Raw genomic sequence first — 19718 nt, 5'->3', positions numbered from 1 at the left:
TCGGAGATCGGATCAATTCACCCGCAACGTGACTTTCTGCAGGTCGCAATCGCGTGACGAGTTCCCGGTCATCAACTCGAACGCGCCCGGCTCCACGGTGAAACGCATGTTCACGTCCCAGAAGGCCAGCAGTTCCGGTGTGATTTCGAAAGCAACAGTGCGCGCCTCGCCCGGTTGCAGCACAACGCGCTGGAAGCCCTTCAGCTCCTTCACCGGCCGCGTCACTGAGCTGACCACGTCGCGAATATACAACTGGACAACCTCCGCGCCCTCGCGTGTCCCGGTATTCTTCACATCCACCGAAACCCGCGTGGAGCCATCTATCCGCATGCTCTTCTTCGCCAGCCGAGGCGCTGAGAACTCGAAGGTCGTGTAGCTCAGCCCGAAGCCGAATGCAAACAGCGGGGAAACCTCGTCGAACAGGTACCCGCGCCGGGCCGACGGTTTGTGGTTGTAGTAGGCTGGCACGTGCCCGGCTGAGCGCGGAATCGTGATCGGCAGTTTGCCACTGGGATTGACATCGCCGAACAGGACCTCGGCCACCGCCGTACCCGTCTCCTGGCCCAGATACCAGCACTCCAGCACCGCCGGCACCGTCTCCGCCACCTCGCGGATCGACAACGGACGCCCGTTGAACAGCAGAACCACCACCGGCTTGCCCAGCGCCAGCATGGCACGCACCAGTTCGTCCTGGCGTCCAATCAGGTCCAGGCTCGTCCGGTCGCCCATGTGCTGCAGCGACCACGCCTCCCGCGAAGTCTGCTCGTTGCCGCCGATCGCCAGCACGATCACGTCCGCCTTGCGGGCCGTCCGGACCGCCGCCGCGATCAGCGTGCGGTCTTCCGCCGGATCCGATGGAAGCACCTCATCCTGGTTCCATGACCCCGGCTGCGTGATCTTGCAGCCCTCGCTATAGAGAACCTTCATGCCCTTGCCGGCGCGGGCTCGAATCCCCTCCAGCACCGTCGAACAGTACACGGGCTTGCCGCTATAGCCCCCCAGCATCGGACGGTCGGCGTTCGGGCCAATCACCGCAATCGTCTTGACGGCCCCAGGGTCCAGCGGCAGCAGGCCGCCTTCGTTCTTCAGCAGCGTCATCGTCTCGCGCGCCGCCTGCAGCGCCACGCCCCGATGCGCCTCGCACCCGGCGACAGTGGCCGCATACTCCGGATCGACATACGGATCGTCGAACAGACCCATGCGGAACTTCCACAGCAGCATCGGAGCCACCAACTCGTCGAGTTGCGCTTCCTTCAGCACTCCCTTGCGCACGAGTTCCACCAGATGCAGGTAGCAGTCCGGCTCCGGCAGTTCGATGTTCACCCCGGCTTCCACGGCCAGCTTGCAGGCCTGTTTCCTGTCTTCGGCGAGGAAATGCCCGTGCGTATCGGGCCGGTAGGAGAGCTCCCAGATGGCGTAGTAGTCGGATACGGCGTAGCCCTGGAAGCCCCACTCTTTTCTCAGCACGTCGCGCAGCAGCCAGCGGTTGGCATGCGACGGCAGGCCATCGATCTCGTTATAGGACGGCATGATGGAGATCGCCCCTCCATGCCGGATCGCCTGCTCAAACGGATAGAGGAACGTCTCCCGCAGCACCCGCTCGCTCACGTTGGCCGGCGCGCAGTTCATCCCGGATTCCGGTTGCCCGTGCGCCGCAAAATGCTTCAGTGTCGCGATGAGACGGGTCTTGTCCCGGAACGTGGCGTCACCCTGGAACCCGCGCACCGCCGCAATCCCCATCCTCGAAACCAGAAAGGGATCCTCGCCGAAGGTCTCTTCCACACGCCCCCAGCGCGGATCGCGCGCCACATCGACCACCGGAGTCAGCGCCTGGTGCGCGCCGCGCGCCCTCGCCTCCAGCGCCGTCATCGTATACAGCGACTCGGCCAGCGCCGGGTCGAACGTCGCACCCAGCCCAATCGGTTGCGGAAAACTCGTGCCGCCGATCGCGGCCTGCCCGTGCAGGCACTCTTCATGGAAGACCACCGGGATGCCCAGGCGGCTCTCCTCCACGAAGAACTTCTGGATGGCGTTGGTCAGCTCCGCCATCTGCCGCGCATCCAGGCCCTTTCCGGCGTCGCTGGGCCGCCCCACCTGCCCAAGACCGTGACCCTTTTTGAATGCGGCCCTGGCCTTGGCCGGGTCGAACCGGCCCTCCGCATCCACCAGCTTCTCCGCCTTCTGCTGCCAGACGCAGATCATCTGCGCGGCCTTCTCTTCCAGAGTCATCCGCCCCAGCAGGTCTTTCGTCCGCCTCTCCGGCGCCAGTTTGGGATCCCTGTAGGCGGGTGCTTTCGTCTTGCCGGCAGAGCGCACCGCGACCGAACCGGACTTCGGGGTGTTTTTCATGCGCATCTAATTTATCGCAAGCGCTTGCGGATCGCACTGCATATTCCGATGCGTCAAACAAAATTCCTGCTCGGTTTGCCCCGCGCTCTCATTCAAATCAAGCGGGCGCACCCCCACGGCAAGCGCTCCCGCGCACGCTGTGATATACCAGCCGGTGTCAGCCTGAGGAGTCCCCGCCATGATTCGCACCGTCTTTGTCGCCTTGCTCGTCGTGGGTTCGGCCGCTGCCGCTAAGCCCGTCCGGACAGACCGCGGCCTGGTGGAAGGGGTCGCCACTACCGATGGCGCCATCACCGTATTCCGGGGCATTCCTTACGCCGCCCCGCCGGTGGGCGATCTGCGCTGGCGGGCTCCCCAGCCGGCCCTCCCGTGGAAAGGCGTCCTGAAAGCGGACCACTTTTCGCGCTCCTGCATGCAGGCCTCTCCGAGTTCGGTGGGCCCCTGGACCGAAGAGTACATGGACCAGGGCGAACGCAGCGAGGACTGCCTCTATTTGAACGTATGGACCGGCGGCGCCTCCGGCAAACGGCCCGTGATGCTCTGGATCCATGGCGGCGCCTTCGACCAGGGCTCCACCTCCGTCACCCTTTACAATGGCGAAGCTCTGGCGCGAAAAGGCATCGTGGTGGTGACCATCCACTACCGCCTGGGCGTCTTCGGCTTCCTCGCGCATCCGGAACTGACCCGGGAATCCGAAACCCATTCCTCCGGCAACTACGGCCTGTTGGACGCGGTGGCCGCCCTCCAGTGGGTCAAGGCCAACATCGCGGCCTTCGGAGGCGATCCCGCCCGGGTGACCATCGCGGGCCAATCGGCCGGAGCGTCGGCCGTGCATGCGCTGCTGGCGTCTCCTCTCGCCAAAGGACTTTTCCACGGGGCCATCGCGCAGAGCGGCTCGAGCATCGGTGGCCGGCAGCGTTCGCTGGCCGACGCGGAGAAAGACGGCCTGCGGTTCCAGGCGGCGAAAAAGGCCGGATCCCTGAAGGACCTGCGCGCCCTGCCGGTCTACCAACTGATGGCCCCGGTCGAGGGGGCCGCCTTCCGCTGGAGCCTCGCGGTCGATGGGGCGCTGCTGCCCGACACCGTCAGCGCGATCTTTGCGCAGGGTAAGCAGAACGACGTTGCGACCCTCACAGGCTGGTGCGCCGATGAGGGCAGCGCCGACGCGAAGTACGGCAAACGCACACCCGAAGAGTTTGAGCGGGAGGTGCGCCGCACCCCCATGGGCGGCACCGGCGGCTTCTTCGGCTTGACCCCCGCCGGCGACCTGGCGGACGAGTTTCTGAAGTTCTACCCCGCCTCCACTCCCGGCCCATCGCAGATCGAGAGCGCCCGCGCCCAAAACATGGTGTCGACGTTCCTGTGGGCGAAACAGCGGGCGGCCCACTCCAGGACAGCGGTCTATACGTATCTGTGGGACCACCCGCTGCCAGGACCCAAGCGGGACCAGTACGGCGCGTTCCATTCTTCAGAGCTGCCTTACATGTTCAACAGCCTCGCCGCAGTCCAGCGGCCCTGGGAACCGGCCGACGCGGCGATGGCGGACAAGACCACCAGCTACTGGGCCAACTTCGTCAAAACCGGCAACCCGAACGGAGACGGGCTCCCGCAGTGGCCGGCGCTCGACGGGAACACGCCCGTCACCATGGAACTCGGCGAGCGCTTCGAAGTCCGGCCCATCGCCGGGGCCGGGCAGGTCCAGCTTCTGGAGAAGATTCTCACCCGGGCGCTGAACGCCGCTGGACGCTAATCCCTCCCTCAGCCAGACAGTGCCTGCGCCCGCCCGCGGGCCGTCTATCGGGTCTCCAACACCGCGGCCCCCAGCACGTCGAACCGCGGCGCGATGCCCAACCCCGGAGCCTTGGAAGCCGCGAGACGGCCATGGCTCCTCTGTGGCGCGCCTTCCGCAATGCTGACGGTGACATAGCTATTGAAGTCCGTCGACGAGAACAGCAACTCCGGTGGAGTGCTGTGCGCCAGGTGCGCGATGGCCGCCGTAATGATGTCGCCGCCCCACGTATCTTCGATCGTCATGGCAATGCCCAGCGAGACGCACAGGTCGCGGATCTGCCGCGCCTTCGTGATCCCGCCCACCTTCGAGATCTTCAGGTTGATGACGTCCATCGCCCGGTCGTGATACCCGCGCAACACCTGGACCACGTCGTCGATCACCTCGTCCAGCACCATCGGCCGGTCCGTGTGCTGGCGCACCGCCAGGCACTCCTCATAGTGGAAGCACGGCTGCTCAATATACACGTCTTCGTGACGGACCGCATCGGCGATCCGCACCGCCTGGTGCTGCGTCCAGCCGGTGTTGGCATCCGCCACCAGGACATCGCCGGGCTGCAACCCCGCGGCCGCCGCCTGGATGCGCTGGATGTCCGTATCCGGATTCCCGCCCACCTTCAGTTGGAACTTCGTATAGCCCTGGTCGCGGTAGACCTGGACCATCTTCGCCATCGCCTCCGGCGTGTCCTGCGAGATCGCTCGATACAGGGCGAAGTCCTCGCCAAAACGCCCCCCCAGCAGAACGGCGGCAGGCTGGCCGCTCACCTTCCCCAAAATGTCCCAGCAAGCCATGTCGAGCGCCGACTTCACATAGGGATGGCCGCGCATGGCCCGATCCATCGTCTGGTTGATCACCGCCAGTTGCGTGGGATCGCAGCCGATCAGGTGCGGCGCGAGCTCGGCAATGCCCGTGCGGGCGCCGGCCGCGTAAGCGGGCAGGTACGCCGGCCCCAGCGGACAGATCTCTCCAAAGCCGCTGATCCCTTCATCGGTTTGAATCTCCACCACGCTGGAGTCGAAGACCTCCACTGAGTTGCCGCCGGACCATTTGTAGCTCCCCTCGTGCAGGGGCAGCGCCACCTGGTACACCTTGATTTTCGTGATCAGCATTCAGCTATTATGCTCCTTCGTCGCGGGCCCCTTGCGATCCACGCCTATCTCTCTCCGAGCACCCCCAGCGCACTCTGCGCCGCCCGCCTCAGCACCTGGCCGGGTGACTCCATGGCCGCGGCCTCCTTCAGCAGGGGCAGTTGGCTCCGGTCTCCGCAACTCCCCATTGCCCGGAGCGCCTCCGCCTGCACGGCGTAGCTATCCTCAGCCCGGAAGCGCTCGGCCATCAGGCCGCAGTCCTTCAACGCCGCCAGTCTCTTGATCGCTGCCGCCCGGACCCCCGGTTTCGGGTCCTTCACACACTCCGAGAAGAAGGCCGCATTCCCCTCCAGTGCCTGCAGGGCCTCTCGCCGCACCGCCCAGAACGGGTCGCTATGCGCTGCCTTCCGCAGCGCCGCCTCGGCCCCCTTTCCTTTCAGTTGCGACGCGGCCCACATCCGGCCCATCGCATCGTCATGCTCCAGTTGGTACTCCAGCTCCTCCACCTCTTTCGGGAACTCCATCTCCATCAGCAGGTGATTGCCCTCGTCGAAGCGCACCAGCCGCGGTCTGGACGCGCAGGCGATTCGGAACACCTGCCGATCCCGCTTACCAATCTGCAGCCGCTCCACCTTCTTGCCGGAGCCCGTAGTCACCCCGATGTCCACCGGCGTGCTGAACAGCGGAGCCTGCTTCTGCACCACCGTGAGTTCCACCGCGCCCTCTCCCTCCAGCCACGCCCACCGCACCTCGAACACCGGGTGGCCGGCCTGGTAGATCCATTGCTCGAAGAACGAGTCCTGCACCTGCCCGGTCGCTTCACGGATGGCGATCAGCAGGTCGTGCGTATCGGCCGCCTGAAACGAGTGCTTCTTCAGGAAGTGCGCCGTGGCGCGTTGGAACTCCCGGTCGCCCATGCTCCACCGCAGCATATGCAGGACGGCCGCCCCCTTCTCATACGTGTGCCGGTCGAAGTTCTGGTTCGGCGTCGTCCAACGGTCGGAGACGATCGGCCTCCGGTACTTCGTTCTGGCCTCTTCCAGATACCGGTTCCTCTTCAACGCCAGGTTCAGCGCGCCCTCGTCCTCCCCCAGGGAATGCTTGGAATACAGGTACTCGCCATAGGTGGCGAAGCTCTCGTTGATCCAGGTTTCGCTCCACCCGCGCATCGTCACCAGGTCGCCCCACCATTGATGCGCCGCTTCGTGCGCCACCAGCCAATGGCTGGGATAGTCCTTGTCCGCCTTCTCGTCGTGGATCGTCCCGTCCGAAACGACGGTAGCCGAGGTGCTCTCCGCGCCGCCGCCGATGCCCGGAATCGTCACCTGATCGTACTTGGCCCACGGAAAAGGCACGCCATACTCGCGTTCGAAGAACTGAATGATCTCGCGCGTTCGGCCGAACGAACGCGTGGCATTCTTCTCGTCCTTGGGATAGACCCAGTAACTGATCGGCAGCGGTCCTCCGCCATCTGGCACCCGCACATACGGGCCGGCCGCCAGCACGAACAGGTACGTCGAGTGCGGCTGCTCCTGTGACCAGTGGAACGTGCGCGTGTTCCCGCTGCGTGTGGTCTCCAGCAGCCGGCCATTCGAGACCACCTCGTAATCGGCCCGCACCGTGGCAATGACCTCGGAGGTCGCCTTGTCGTTCGGCTGGTCGTTCGACGGAAACCAGTGACGCGCGCCCTCCGGAAATGAGAGCGTGTTGATCACCGCCGGATGCTCCTGAGTCTCGTCCTTGAAATTGAGTCCAAGGTCGTACTCCTTCTGCATGCCGTACTTCTCCGGATCCACCTTCACGCCGCGAGCTTCATAGGCAACCGTGAACGACACCGCCTCCCGATACTGGTAGGGCCGGGGCAGGTGCACGGCCAGCTTCCCCGGACCCTGCTCGAAGCGCAGCGGACCCTCCGCGTCCTTCACGCCCAGTACCGTGAACGTCTCTGCATCCAGTTCACAAAGCGTGAATGCGTCCTTCAGCGGCTGCAGGCTGATGCGGGTGGAGCCCTGAAAGGAGTGCGTCTTCTCATCCAGCCTCAGCTCGATGCGGTAATGCTGCACATCGTAGTCCCGGCTGCGTTCAAACTGCTGCGGCGGGTTGTCCGCAACCAGCGAAGCGGCCAGCACAAGCCAGGCCCGAATCACTGCGTCCTCTCCCTCAGCACTTTCTCGATGTCATCCGGGGTCGCCGGCATGAAGTCGGTGAAGTTCTCCACGCCCCCCGCCGTCACCACCACGACGTCTTCCATCCGGACATACAGCCGCTCTTCCGGGATCCACATCATCGGGTCGATGGAAAACACCTGCCCCACGGCCAGCGGGGCCTTGCGGTAGTCACCCACGTCGTGGACGGTCATCCCGACGGGATGCGAGAGATGGCCCCGGAAGGCCAGCATCCCGCGCGCGCCTTCGCGGTAGATCTCCTTGGAAACGGCCAGTGCCGCGACCAGCGGCGTCATCTCCGCCCTGGCGCCATTCATGACTTCATCCGCCGTCACGCCCGGGCGAATCCGTTTCAGCAGCGCATTCCGGTAGGCCAGGATGAACTCACACAGCGCCCGCTGGTCTTTGGTGTACTTGCCGTTCACGGGCCACATCCGCGTCACGTCGCTCGTGTAGTAACGGTAATCCGGAGCATAGTCCATCAGCACCAGGTCGCCATCCTTCAGCCTGCTGCCGTTGGACATATAGTGCCCCATGTAGGCATTGGTGCCGCCCGCGGTAATCGACGGGTAGCCCTCATACTTCGCGCCATTCGCCAGAAAGACCTGCCGCGCCGCCGCATCCAGTTCATACTCGAAGACGCCTTCCTTCGTATGGCGCATCGCCTCGATCAGGCCCAGCGCCGCGATCTTCGACGCCTGCCGGATGAGTTCAATCTCCCGCGTGCTCTTCACCAGCCGCAATTCGTCGAGAACCGGAGACAGGTCGCGAATCTCGAGCGACGGGAAGCGGGTTCTCAACAGGGAGAGGAACTGCGCCGACCTGGTCGGTCGACCATCCCAGGGGTCGGAGGCCACCTCGGCGGCGGCCTTCAGCAGTTCGTCGCGGCTCCCCATCACGCCCTGCAGCGGGCTCGAAGGCACATACAGCACTGGAGCCGGCAGCCGGATCTGCATGGAAGCGAGCTGCGGTGCCAGCGCCTCGACGCCCAGCACCGCATCGACGCCGGAAACCTGCTTCACCTCCTCGGCATCTTCCGGAGCCAGCACTTTGCCCTGATTGTTATCGCGAGCCACATTGCGGTGCGGGAGAAACGCCGTCGCTCTGCGCGTCCGGCCATCCAGCAGAAGGTAGGCGTGCGGCACCTCCAGCCCGGTCAGGTAATAGAAGTCATTAGCCTGCCGGAACACGCCAAACCCTTCAGGCAGCGCAGCCGCCTGCACAACGGCAACCGCCCGATGCCCAATCTGGTCGAAGACCTGTGCGCGCCGCGCCAGGAAGTCCGGAGGTCCAAAGTCAGCGGCGCAAAGCAGCGGTGCAAGAAAGAGCAGAAGTCCACGGGTCATGAAGTTTTCTACCACATTCCGCGGGCCCCGATGCGTGCCTGCACCCGTTGCCGCAACCGCCGCGCATCCAGGGCACGAGGAGGCCGCCGGCGAGTACGACGGAGTGATAAGGATCTCGCCGCTCGAGGTTCATCGAGCAGCGGGAGTTTTATGGTCCAGGAGTGTTAGTAGCCGCAAGTTCTAAGTGAGGGACTGCCTGGCCAATGAAGGCGAGAAATCGTCTTGCGGGATCAACCTGGTTCAACGTCCGCATAACTGGCTATTCGGAAGCCATTGGTAAACATTGCGCCGTCAGTGGGGATCCACTCCCCACCCGTCTTACATGTCACAACACACTCAGCCCCAATCCTCCGAGCCTCTTGACGATTGTCGATCGTCAAGGTAGTATTGTCGATCATCGAGGCATGATTGTCGATTGTCGAGGTATCACTATTGGCCAAATCATCCGATCTCATCCAGGGCACTCTGGATCTACTCATTCTCCAGACAATCGTCCGCGAGCCGATGCACGGTTGGGGCATCGCCAAGCGGATTCAACAGTTGTCCGACGACGTCCTGTCCGTCGGTCAGGGATCCTTGTATCCGGCGCTCCACCGCCTGGAACAACAGGGCTGGATTTCGGCCGAATGGAGAGACTCCGACCTCGGCCGCAGCGCGAAATTCTATTCGCTTACTCGCGAAGGCAGAAAACAACTCGCCACCGAACTGAATAGCTGGGCACGGCTCTCCTCCGCCGTCGCCCTGGTCATCCAGAGGGCCTAAGCAATGCGTCTCATCAGGATAATGCGTCAGCGGCTCCGCTCTCTCTTGCGTCACTCCCAGGCGGAGGACGATCTCCAACGGGAGCTCGACATTCACCTCGAACAGCTCACTAGGGAATACCGCTCTGCTGGAATGAGCGAACGCGATGCTGCCGATGCGGCCCGCCGTGCCTTCGGCGCCATAGTGGACACTGCCGAGCAGTGCCGCGATAACCGCCGTGTCCGTCTCGTGGAAGACATCGGCAAAGATCTCGTCTACGCCTCGCGCCTGCTCCTCAAATCGCCTGGCTTCACCGCCACGGCCGTGCTGTCGCTGGCCCTCGGCGTCGGCGCCAACACGGCGATTTTCGGCCTCGTCAAGCAGGTCATTCTCGACCTGCTGCCGGTCCGCGATCCTAACCAGATCGTCGCCATTACCAAAACTTCGATCCAACTTCCCGGACCTTCCAGCTCCTTCTCGAATCCCTTCCTGCGCGACCTTCAGTCCTCTGCCAACCTCCCGTTCGATGGCTTTCTGGGCTTCGATCGCCGCGACCAGATCGCCATGCTGGTCGATTCCGCCGCGGAACCCGTCTCGGCCGAATTCGTCACTGGCAACTACTTCGAACTTCTCGGAGTCCACCCCGCCCTCGGCCGCCAGTTCACCCCCGCCGACGATCAGGCGCCGGATGCCCAGCCTGTCGTCGTTTTGAGTCACAATTTCTGGCAGCGCCGTTTTGGTGCCGACCCCTCCGTTCTCAACCGGACGATTCACCTGAACAATCACCCCTTTACCGTAATCGGTGTCTCCGCACGCGGCTTCGCCGGCCTCGATCCAGGACACTCGCCCGACCTGCGAGTCACCATCAGCATGGTCTCCACCCTGGTCGAGTTCCCGGGACCACCCCCTCTCTCCAACCGGGGCAGCCGCTGGATTGAGGTTTTCGGGCGTCTGAAGCCGGGTGTGTCTGCCAACCGTGCTGCTGAATCGCTCATGCCCGTCCTGCTGCAGGATCACGACCTCGACCCGGGCCGGTCCCGTCGTACGGAGTATCGCGCCAAGGTACTGGCTTCCGAACGCCTGCACGTCACGCCGGCGGCCCAGGGAACGGGCGCGCAGAGACACACCTACGAGAGGGCGATCTGGGCGCTGGGCCTCATGGTCGCTGCCGTCCTCCTGCTCGCGTGCGTCAACGTCGCGCATCTCTTGCTGGCCAGAGCATCCGCTCGCGCGCATGAGTTCTCCATCCGCCTCGCGATCGGCGCCAGCCGCTTCCGCCTGGTCCGCCAACTGCTCACCGAAAGCCTTCTGCTCGGCGTCTTCAGTGGGGGCGCCGGCTTGCTGGTCGCCTACAGCCTCGGTCGAATCCTGGTCTCACTGGTCATCTCAGATCGGGAGCACTCCACCGTCGCCGTTGCTCCGGACGCCGCACTGCTCGCCTTCAACTTCGCCGTGGCTCTGGCCGCGAGCATCGCCTTTGGACTCGCGCCCGCCTTGCAGTCGTCGCGCTCCGTGCTCGCGCCCGGTCTGAAAGGCGCCCATTCGTACCACGTCGGCCGTCTCATGGGCAGAAAAGTCATGATCAGCCTTCAGGTGGCCATCTCGCTAATCTTATTGTCCGGCGCGGGCCTCTTCATGCGGTCCCTCGTCAACCTTCGCGGCATCGACCTCGGCTTTCGTACCGATAAGCTCTTGCAGGTGACTCTCAATCCGTCCACCTACGCGCCCGAGCGCCTGCCGGATTTCTACAACCAACTGGTGGAGCAAGTCCGTTCACTGCCTGGAGTTCGGGCGGCCGCTTTTGGGCGCCAGCGTCTCATCTCCAATGCAGCCTGGAAGAGTGGGATTGTCGTCCCGGGCTTCAATCCGCCAGAAGGGGACAACGGACCGAGTCGCGACGTCATCGGCAGCAAATACTTCTCTGCGTTGGGCATCCCCCTGATTGCCGGGCGCGAATTCACCGATGCCGACACTGCCGCGGCCCCCAAAGTCGCCATCGTCAATCAAGCCTTCGCCCAATTCTACTTCGGCAGCCGGAATCCTCTCGGCATGCGCATCGGCCCCGGCGGCGGCAAGCCCGACTACACCATCGTCGCCGTGTCCCGCAACGCCAAGTACCGGGAAATGCGCGAAGCCACTACCAGGTTCTGGTACGTGCCGTTCGCCCAACTCGGCAGCGACACCAGTAGTTTCCGCGCCCTCACCCTGTTCGTCCGGACGTCGTCCGACCCGGCATCCATGGCCAACAGTATCCGCGCCGCCGTGGGGCGCGTCGACAAGACGATCGCTCTCTTCGACATCAAGACCGTCGACGCGCAAATCGGAGACAATGTCCGGCTGGAGCGGGCCCTGGCGACCCTCTCGATCTTCTTCGGAATGGTGGCCGCGTTGCTCGCCGGTGCCGGTCTCTTTGGGGTCCTTTCATACTCAGTGGCGCAGCGGAAGCGGGAGATCGGCATCCGGATTGCGCTCGGTGCCCGCCCCGCTCAGGCGGCCTGGACCATCGTGCGTGGCGTTGCCCACTTTGTGTTGGTTGGCGTTGCTGGCGGGCTTGCCGTCACGCTCAGTCTGAGTTCCCTCATTCATCGCCTCCTGTTTGGAATTCAGCCGAATGATCCGCTGGCACTCTCCCTTGCGGTCTTGGCCATGTGGGTGATTGCGATGCTAGGTGTGTCGATCCCTGCTTCTCAAGCCGCCAAAGTGGAGCCGGCGTCGGCTCTCCGGGGTGACTGAGTGCCGGACGCTGCGACCTGACGTCCGGCATGAGCTCGCGCGTCCGTCACGACACTGTCCGCGTCAGTTCGGTGGTCTTCTCTACCATCCATTCTGAAAAGTGAGAGCCGATCCCGACGTAACGCAAGTGCGCGGCACGCGGTTGGGTACAGCCAGCGGCAGCCCAGCGTTTACCAGACCCTTTTCCGGCTTCATACCGGTTTGCTCCTGGATCGTACGCCACCTGGCGGTTAAGTCAGTCAAATTCACGTCAACAAGTCCGTCAGCACCAGTGATTCGTCGGCCCTGCCCTGCCGTTAGTCCGATTGTGAGCGTCAACTGCCAAGTGTGTACGAAGCGATTCCCTCGCAGCCTCAAACTGGCCCTTCGAAGTTCCCGGCAGACATCGAACAGCACCTCCGCCAAACCCGTCCGCGCCAACTCTAGCGCCGGATAGCCCGACCGCGACACCCAGTGGCGCCACCGCCCCGCCGCCCCCGCCACCCCCACTTCTCCCCAAAATCCCCCACCCCAAAAACCCCAGTCACCGCATTTCGAAATATTTCTTTCGCCTGTAACCAACTACAAATAAAGGATCAGTCTCGTCCACCCCGCCCAACCCCGAGCCGATTCCTCCACTCCATACTCTACCGTCTCCGTCGAGGTGATTTATGCAGGAACTTTCGAAATCCGAGCGGGCGCGGGCCAACGGCAAGCGCTCCCGCGGCCCTGTTACGGCCGAGGGCAAAGCGCGCTCGGCCCACAATTCGACCAAGCACGGCCAGTACGCCAAACCCGTCTCTGCCGCCCACGCGGCCCTTCTCCGGAATGAGGACAGCTCCGCTTTCAACGACCTCCTGGCTCGCCTGAACCAGGACCTCCTCCCCACCAACTCCTACGAGTGCACCCTCGTCCGCGAACTCTGCGCCATCGAGTGGATGCTCGTCCGCAACATGGCCGTCAAGACCCGCGCCATCGACCTCCAGATCGCCGCTGAGTGCGAGGCCATCCGCCGCACCCAGGGCTCCCTCCGCGGCGTCGCCCCCATCGACGTCACCGTTATGGCCGAAACCAAGCTCCTCGAAACCTCCAAACTCCTCGCCTACTCCGATCGCGAATTCACCCGCCTCCAGCGCTCGCGCCGCGAAACACTCAACGCGCTTTTTTCGCTCCGCAAGCGCCAGCAAACAGTCGTGATTTCGCAGGAACCCGCCATTTTGCAGGAACTTGACCGCCGGCTCGACTCCGACGACGACCCGCGAAACGAACCAACGGATGTCGACCTCTGGGACCCCGAGCCCGCCCCCGAGACCGCGGAAGCCGCCCCGGAGCCGCCCATTGAATCAGCACCGCCCTCCGCGCAAACACCTCAACCCCCGGACCCCGCTCCGCAGCCTGCCGAAACGCCCGCAATCGACCGCCCCCTCGGCCAGGAATCCCACAGCCAGGCGACCCCGCAACTCGTGAACCCCGCGCCAACGCCCCCATCCGGCCCAGTCGCCCTGGAGGCTCAGTCAGCCCCCGACGCGGAACCAGGGCTCACTCCGCTCGAAAGGAGGCCTGCCGCCTGAACTCCGCCGCCAGGCCCTACCTTGCCCCACGCGGGACTCCAGGTCGCGGCCCTGTCAGCCGGAATCTCGCTTTCTCGGGACCAGCAAAGTCATGCCCTATCTGATCGGCAAGCACAAGCGCAACGCGATGGCGGAGCCCCTCCAGCTCTACGCAATCCAAAGGGAAACGCGTAGCCGGATCGGCGCCCGCTCGTCGGGACTCCAGGCCGCCGCCCCAGGTGCATCCGCCACCGGCGGAGCCCTCACGCCCGAATCGGACGGCTCCCTCCAGCCCGCGGCTCCTCTGCCGCCCCTGTCCGAATGGGCCGCCCAGGCCCTCGACTTCCATCCCTTCCCGGCCCAGGCCGAAATCCTCGACTGCCAGGACTCCCACGTCATGCTCTGCTGCACCCGTCAGTTCGGCAAAACCACGCTCACGGCCCTGAAAGCCGCCTATCACGCCCTCTCCACGCCCAACACGAGCGTGGTCGTCGGCTCCCCAGGCCAGCGCCAGTCGGCCCGTCTGGTCTACAAGGCGGGCGAATTCCTTCGCCGTGCCGGCGTCCGAATCCGGTCCACCGCCGAGGGCACCTACGGAGCCCGCCTCCCCAACGGAAGCTGCATCTACGCCCTCCCCAAACAGGAGACCACCACGCGCGGCTTCGATGCCGTCTCCCTGCTCATCTTCGAGGAGGCGGCCTACACCCGCGATTCCTTCTACCACATGGCAACGCCCTTCCAGGCCGTCGTCCGCAACCGGTCCCTCTGGCTCATCTCCACGCCCGCCGCCAAGTCCGGCTTCTTCTACGAGGAGTGGTCCGACCCGGCCCGCACCCACTGGCGCCGCTTCCGAGTCCCCGCCACGGAATGCCCGTTGATCGACGCCGCCTTCCTAGCCGAGGAACGCATCCGCAAGGGCGAAACGGTCTTCCGCAACGAATACGAATGCGAGTTCGTCTCCGACGCCACCCAAATCATCAGCCGCGAGCTCTGGGACTCCGCCCTGGACGAGGACGACATCCCCTTCAACGGAGGCAAACCCCTATGGAACGACTAAACCCCGAAGCACCCCCCCGCTCCACCCCGTCCAAAAGGACCGGCTCAGCAAACTCAGCCCCAACCAAGCCAACGCCCCCACCAGCATTCCCTCCGGCATTGCCGGAGGCCCAACCCCGTCCGGCCCCGTCGAAAAGGACCTGCCCACCACACTCAGGCGCGAGTCTTTCGACATTCCCACCATGGAAGCTCGCCTCGAATCCGGCCCGCCCGATCGCACCCCCGCCGAAGAACCAATTCTCAACTAGCACTCCACCCCAGTCTCGCCAGTTCACCAAGCTCTCCCCCCAGCATTCCCTCCGGCATTGCCGGAGCCCCGCCGCAACCCACACAACTCCGAGGGACTCCAGCACCGTCGCAACCAACCCCCCAACCCAGCCACACCCCCACCAGCATTCCCTCCGGCATTGCCGGGGCCCAACCCCGTCCAACCCCGTCCAAAACGAGCGGCCCCGCGAACCCCGCCCCAACCTCGCCCACACCCCCACCAGCATTCCCTCCGGCATCGCCGGAGGCCCACCCCCGCTCCACCCCGTCAAGGACCCCCGCCCATGAAACGCCTCCCGCCCCACCTCTACTTCGGCCTCGACCTCGGCCAGCGCCGCGACCCCGCCGCCCTCGCCATCCTCCAACGCATCCATGAACCCACCGGCGAATGGAACCGCTTCAAAATGGAGCCGGAGTGGGAACTCCTCTTCCGCCTCCGCCATGTCGAGCGCTTCCACCTCGGCACCCCCTACATCACCATCGTCGACCGCGTCTGCGAACTCCTCCGCGACGGCGACGGCAACCTCCTCGGCGGCTGGCCCGTCGCCTCCGGCCGCATCACCAATCCATACAAAACCCTCATCGTGGACGCCTCCGGAGTCGGCGCACCCGTCGTCGAACTCTTCCAGCGCGCCAACCTCCAGGCCTCCCTCATCGCCCTCACCATCACCGGTAGCGGCGCCGCCCACAGCAACGGCGCTTACGAGGGCTGCGGCTACACCGTACCCCGCCGCGACCTCGTCACCAACCTCCGACTCCTCCTCGAACGCGGCCTCCTCCGCATCCCCACCCGCGTCCACGACTTCGATTCCATCCGCGAAGAGGTCCTCAACCTCCAGGACGGATCTGGACCCAGGCACGACGACATGGCCATCGCCCTCGCCTTGGCTGCATGGTGGGCCGCCCGGAACGTACGGCTATGAACCCGCCCACCCACGGCGCGTCCGGTCCCACCCACCCCGTGCGCCCTGCCCCCTCCACGCATCCCACTGAAAACACAACACGTGTCACGTTACATCACCTCCATGTCTCCACCTGTCTCTCACGTACGTCCGCCCCTCCAGCGGACTCTGGGCTTGCGAGGCCGAATCGATGAAACGAAAAACAATTCAGACTGCCGGCGCACTGCTGGGCGCCTGCCTCCTGCTGGCCGGCTGCGCCAATAAGAGGATGCAATACCACCCCCCGGCCGCCCCCAGTTGGCCCAGGCCGGCACGTGGAATACCACCCCGGCCGGCGGTGCCAAGGCCAGCCCTACCGACGACAAGACTCTCGCCCAGTGGTGGTCCACCCTCGGCGACCCCGTCCTCACCGCCCTGGAAGAACGCGCCGTCAAAGGCAACCTCGACCTCCGCCAGGCCGAAATGAAGATCCGCCAGGCCCGCGCCCAGCGCGAAAGCGCCCGCGCTGACCTCTATCCCTCCATCACCGCCAGCGGCTCCGCTACCGGCAGCCGCGCCAGCACTCGCGCCAACGGCGAACTCGGCCAGTCCTATTCCGCGGGCCTCTCCGCCAGTTGGGAACCGGACTTCTTCAATAGGATTCGCGGCACCGTCGCCGCCTACACCGCCGATGTCGACGCGGCCCAGGAGGACCTCCGCAACATCCTCGTCAGCCTCACCGCCGAAGTCGCCCTCAACTATGTCGACCTGCGCTCTTACCAGTCGCAACTGGCCATCACTCGCGCCAACCTGGCCGCCCAGCAGGAAACCTACCAGTTGACCGTCGCCAAACACGAAAGCGGCCTGGCCACCGAGCTCGACGTCCAGCAGGCCGCCCTCTCCGTCGAATCCACCCGCGCCGGCATCCCCACCCTCGAAACCGGACTCCAGAAGGCGTCCAACGCCATCTCCGTCCTGCTCGGGGAACGGCCCGGCACCGTCGACGCCTTGCTCGGCGAAGTGAAGCCCGTCCCCGTCATCCCGGCCGAAGTCGCCGTCGGCCTGCCCGCCGATCTCGTGCGCCGCCGCCCCGACATCCGTGGTGCGGAACGCCAGGTCGCCGCCCAGTCCGCCCGCGCCGGCGTCGCCGCCGCCAACCTCTATCCCTCGTTCGCCCTCTCCGGCCTGCTGTCCTTCAGCTCCCTCGACATCGTGAACCTCTTCACCCCGGCCACCCTGGCAGGCAGCCTCGCCGGCTCGGTCCAGCAAACCATCCTGAACCGCCGCCGCCTGCGCGCCCAGCTCAACATCCAGGACGTCCTGCTCGAACAGTACGAAACAGCCTATGAAGGCACGGTGCTCGGCGCAATGCAGGACGTCGAGGACGCCTTGAAGGCCTTCGCCAACGAACAGCTCCGGCGGAAGTCGCTGGCCGATGCGGCCGCCGCCGCCGAACGCGCCGCAACCCTGTCACGCAATCTATACAGCTCAGGACTGAAGGACTTCCTCACCGTGCTGGATGCCCAACGGTCGTTGCTGAGTCTGCAGAATCAACTGGCTCAGAGCGATGCCGCCATTACCGCCGACCTCATCCGGCTGTACAAAGCCTTGGGCGGCGGGTGGAGCTAAGGGCGATCCCGCCCGGCACCCAAAGGAAATGAAAGGAGATATGGTCATGACAACCTCAGTCGTCGAAGTTCAGGAAAACCTCGGTGTGGCCCCCGGCAAACGGCGCTGGAAGCGCATCCTCTGGTGGCTGGTGATTCTCATTGCGGTGGGCATCGGCGCGGCCATCCTCGTCGGCCGCTACCAGGCCGCCGCGGCCGAACCGTCCGTGCACTACCGCACCGAAGAGGCCCGCACCGGCAATCTCACCGTCACCGTCACCGCCACCGGCCAGTTGCTGCCCACTCGCACCGTCGACGTCGGCAGCGAAGTCTCCGGCATCATCGACGCCGTGCTGGTGAATTACAACGACTTCGTCAAGGTCGGCCAGGTGCTCGCCAAGATCAACACCGAGAAGCTGGAAGCCCAGGTACTGCAGGACCGCGCGTCGCTCGAGACCGCGCGCGCCAAAGTGCAGGATGCCAAAGTGACCGTCGAGGAGACCGAGGCCGAATACAAGCGCATCGAAGCCGCGCGGGAACGCTCCAAGGGCCAGCTGCCCTCGCAGCACGACCTGGATACCGCCAAGGCCGCCTATGGCCGCGCGAAGGTCGCCGTCAGCAGTGCCCAGGCCGCCGTCACGCAAGCCGAAGCGACCCTGTCCATCAACCTGACCAATGTCTCCAAGGCCGTCATCAAGTCGCCCGTCGACGGCATCGTCCTGGCCCGCAACGTGGAACCCGGCCAGACCATCGCCGCGTCGTTCGCGGTCACCACGATGTTCCAGTTGGCTGAGGACCTCACCCGCATGAAACTCCAGGTCAACATCGACGAAGCCGACATCGGCGAGGTGAAAGAGGGCCAGAAGGTCACCTTCACCGTCGACGCTTACCCAGGTCAGAACTTCCCCGGCCGCATCACCCAGTTGCGCTACCAGTCCACCACCACCAACAACGTGGTCACCTATCTGGCCGTGATCTCGGTCGACAACCAGAAGATGCTGCTGCGCCCTGGCATGACCGCCACCGCCACCATCACCGTCCAGTCCCTGAACAACGCGCTGCTGGTGCCCAATGTGGCGCTCCGCTTCGAACCGGCCACGCTCGCCGCCGGCCCGCAGGGCGATCAACGCAGCTTCTTCCGCAAACTCATGCCGGGGCCGCCGCCCATGCCCGACCGCAAGGCGGAGACGGAAGACCCCGCCGCCACCGGTCCGCGAGTCTGGGTCCTGAAAGACCAGCAACCCGTAGCGGTGCCGGTGAAAACAGGAGTCACCAACGGCAAGGTAACCGAAATCCGTTCCGGCTCCCTGGCCGCCGGAGTCCCGCTGATCGTCGAAGCGATGAAGGGGATGAAATGAAACCCGAAGACACCCCAACGCTCAATAGCGCCCAGGAACCGGCGCTGATGGAATTTCGCAAAGTGGAGAAGGTCTACGGCCAGGGGGACGCCTCCATGCTGGCGTTGGCCGGAGTCGACTTCCGCATCGAAGAGGGTGAGTTCGTGGCGATCATGGGGCCCAGCGGTTCAGGCAAGTCCACCTGCATGAACATCCTGGGCTGCCTCGACACGCCCACCGGCGGAGCCTATCTCTTCAAGGGGATCGACGTCGGCCGCCTGCCGCGCAAACAGCGCGCCCGCCTGCGCCGCTACTACCTGGGCTTCGTGTTCCAGGGCTTCAACCTGCTGGCCCGCACCTCGGCCCTGGAGAATGTGGAATTGCCGCTCGTCTACCGCGGTACGAAGTCAGCCGAGCGCCGCGAGCGGGCAGCGATCGCGCTCCAGACCGTAGGCCTGAAGGGCTGGGAGGATCACACCCCGGCCCAGCTCTCGGGAGGCCAGCAGCAACGTGTCGCCATCGCCAGGGCGATCGTCACCGAACCGGCCGTCCTCTTGGCGGACGAGCCCACGGGCAACCTGGACTCGGCCCGCAGCAAGGAGATCATGGAACTCCTCTGCCAGCTCAACCGGGAGCGCGGCATCAGCATCGCCATGGTGACGCACGAACCGGACATGGCGGAATACGCCAGCCGCACCATCAGTTTCCGCGATGGCCTGGTCTCCTCGGACGTCTCACGTTCCGCCCGAGCCCAAGTGGTGAGCCAGTGAGGCATTGAGCCATTGAACCAGCGAGGCCATCATGAAACTCCACCCCATCCGCCCCAAACC

General features: G+C 64.9%; 13 protein-coding genes. 9 read left to right on the top strand and 4 right to left on the bottom strand.

Features of this window, described 5'->3' with window-relative positions; translation table 11 throughout:
• Window positions 1-12: 12 nt before the first annotated feature.
• On the bottom strand, window positions 13-2349 hold the full coding sequence (locus IRI77_RS22665) for a glycoside hydrolase family 3 N-terminal domain-containing protein (protein WP_194447289.1): 2337 nt from the start codon (window positions 2347-2349) through the stop codon (window positions 13-15).
• 178 nt (window positions 2350-2527) lie between these two features.
• On the opposite strand from IRI77_RS22665, the gene IRI77_RS22660 reads away from it, so the two are divergent.
• Window positions 2528-4099: a carboxylesterase/lipase family protein gene (locus tag IRI77_RS22660; protein WP_194447288.1), complete on the top strand. Its 1572-nt coding sequence runs from the start codon at window positions 2528-2530 to the stop codon at window positions 4097-4099.
• Window positions 4100-4143: 44 nt separating this feature from the next.
• Here IRI77_RS22660 and IRI77_RS22655 read toward each other — a convergent pair whose 3' ends face one another.
• From IRI77_RS22655 to IRI77_RS22645, 3 genes are read right to left on the bottom strand one after another with little or no spacing between them, the layout of a single operon-like run.
• Window positions 4144-5247: a cis-3-hydroxy-L-proline dehydratase gene (locus IRI77_RS22655; protein WP_194447287.1), complete on the bottom strand. Its 1104-nt coding sequence runs from the start codon at window positions 5245-5247 to the stop codon at window positions 4144-4146.
• A gap of 44 nt (window positions 5248-5291) precedes the next feature.
• On the bottom strand, window positions 5292-7373 hold the full coding sequence (locus IRI77_RS22650; RefSeq protein WP_194447286.1) for a M1 family metallopeptidase: 2082 nt from the start codon (window positions 7371-7373) through the stop codon (window positions 5292-5294).
• Window positions 7370-8737 (bottom strand): aminopeptidase P N-terminal domain-containing protein, encoded by a 1368-nt coding sequence (locus IRI77_RS22645; protein WP_194447285.1) that lies wholly within the window; start codon window positions 8735-8737, stop codon window positions 7370-7372. Before IRI77_RS22645 ends, IRI77_RS22650 begins: the two co-directional genes overlap by 4 nt.
• A 432-nt stretch (window positions 8738-9169) precedes the next feature.
• Here IRI77_RS22645 and IRI77_RS22640 point away from each other — a divergent pair, with 432 nt between their 5' ends.
• The 8 genes from IRI77_RS22640 to IRI77_RS22605 all read left to right on the top strand — a co-directional run bounded on the left by IRI77_RS22640 (window position 9170) and on the right by IRI77_RS22605 (window position 19658).
• Window positions 9170-9499: a PadR family transcriptional regulator gene (locus IRI77_RS22640; RefSeq protein ID WP_194447284.1), complete on the top strand. Its 330-nt coding sequence runs from the start codon at window positions 9170-9172 to the stop codon at window positions 9497-9499.
• Window positions 9500-9502: 3 nt separating this feature from the next.
• Window positions 9503-12211, top strand: a complete 2709-nt coding sequence (locus IRI77_RS22635) for an ABC transporter permease (RefSeq protein WP_323745113.1) — start codon at window positions 9503-9505, stop codon at window positions 12209-12211.
• Between the two features lie 650 nt (window positions 12212-12861).
• Complete coding sequence (locus IRI77_RS22630; RefSeq protein WP_194447282.1) at window positions 12862-13761, top strand: hypothetical protein; 900 nt, start codon at window positions 12862-12864, stop codon at window positions 13759-13761.
• 91 nt (window positions 13762-13852) lie between these two features.
• Window positions 13853-14797 (top strand): terminase large subunit domain-containing protein, encoded by a 945-nt coding sequence (locus IRI77_RS22625; protein ID WP_194447281.1) that lies wholly within the window; start codon window positions 13853-13855, stop codon window positions 14795-14797.
• A 550-nt stretch (window positions 14798-15347) separates the two neighbouring features.
• The gene (locus IRI77_RS22620; RefSeq protein ID WP_194447280.1) at window positions 15348-15986 is read left to right on the top strand and encodes a hypothetical protein; all 639 of its coding nucleotides are present in this window, start codon (window positions 15348-15350) and stop codon (window positions 15984-15986) included.
• Between the two features lie 276 nt (window positions 15987-16262).
• Window positions 16263-17573, top strand: a complete 1311-nt coding sequence (locus tag IRI77_RS22615; protein ID WP_194447279.1) for an efflux transporter outer membrane subunit — start codon at window positions 16263-16265, stop codon at window positions 17571-17573.
• 46 nt (window positions 17574-17619) lie between these two features.
• Entirely contained in the window at window positions 17620-18909 is a 1290-nt protein-coding gene (locus tag IRI77_RS22610) for an efflux RND transporter periplasmic adaptor subunit (RefSeq protein ID WP_228486266.1), read from the top strand.
• On the top strand, window positions 18906-19658 hold the full coding sequence (locus IRI77_RS22605; RefSeq protein WP_194447277.1) for an ABC transporter ATP-binding protein: 753 nt from the start codon (window positions 18906-18908) through the stop codon (window positions 19656-19658). The genes IRI77_RS22610 and IRI77_RS22605 overlap by 4 nt, the downstream gene beginning before the upstream one ends.
• Window positions 19659-19718: the final 60 nt, after the last annotated feature.

This window comes from Paludibaculum fermentans (assembly GCF_015277775.1).
GTDB lineage: Bacteria > Acidobacteriota > Terriglobia > Bryobacterales > Bryobacteraceae > Paludibaculum > Paludibaculum fermentans.
Note: the sequence above shows the minus strand (reverse complement) of the source record. Positions and strands in the feature narration are given on the sequence as shown.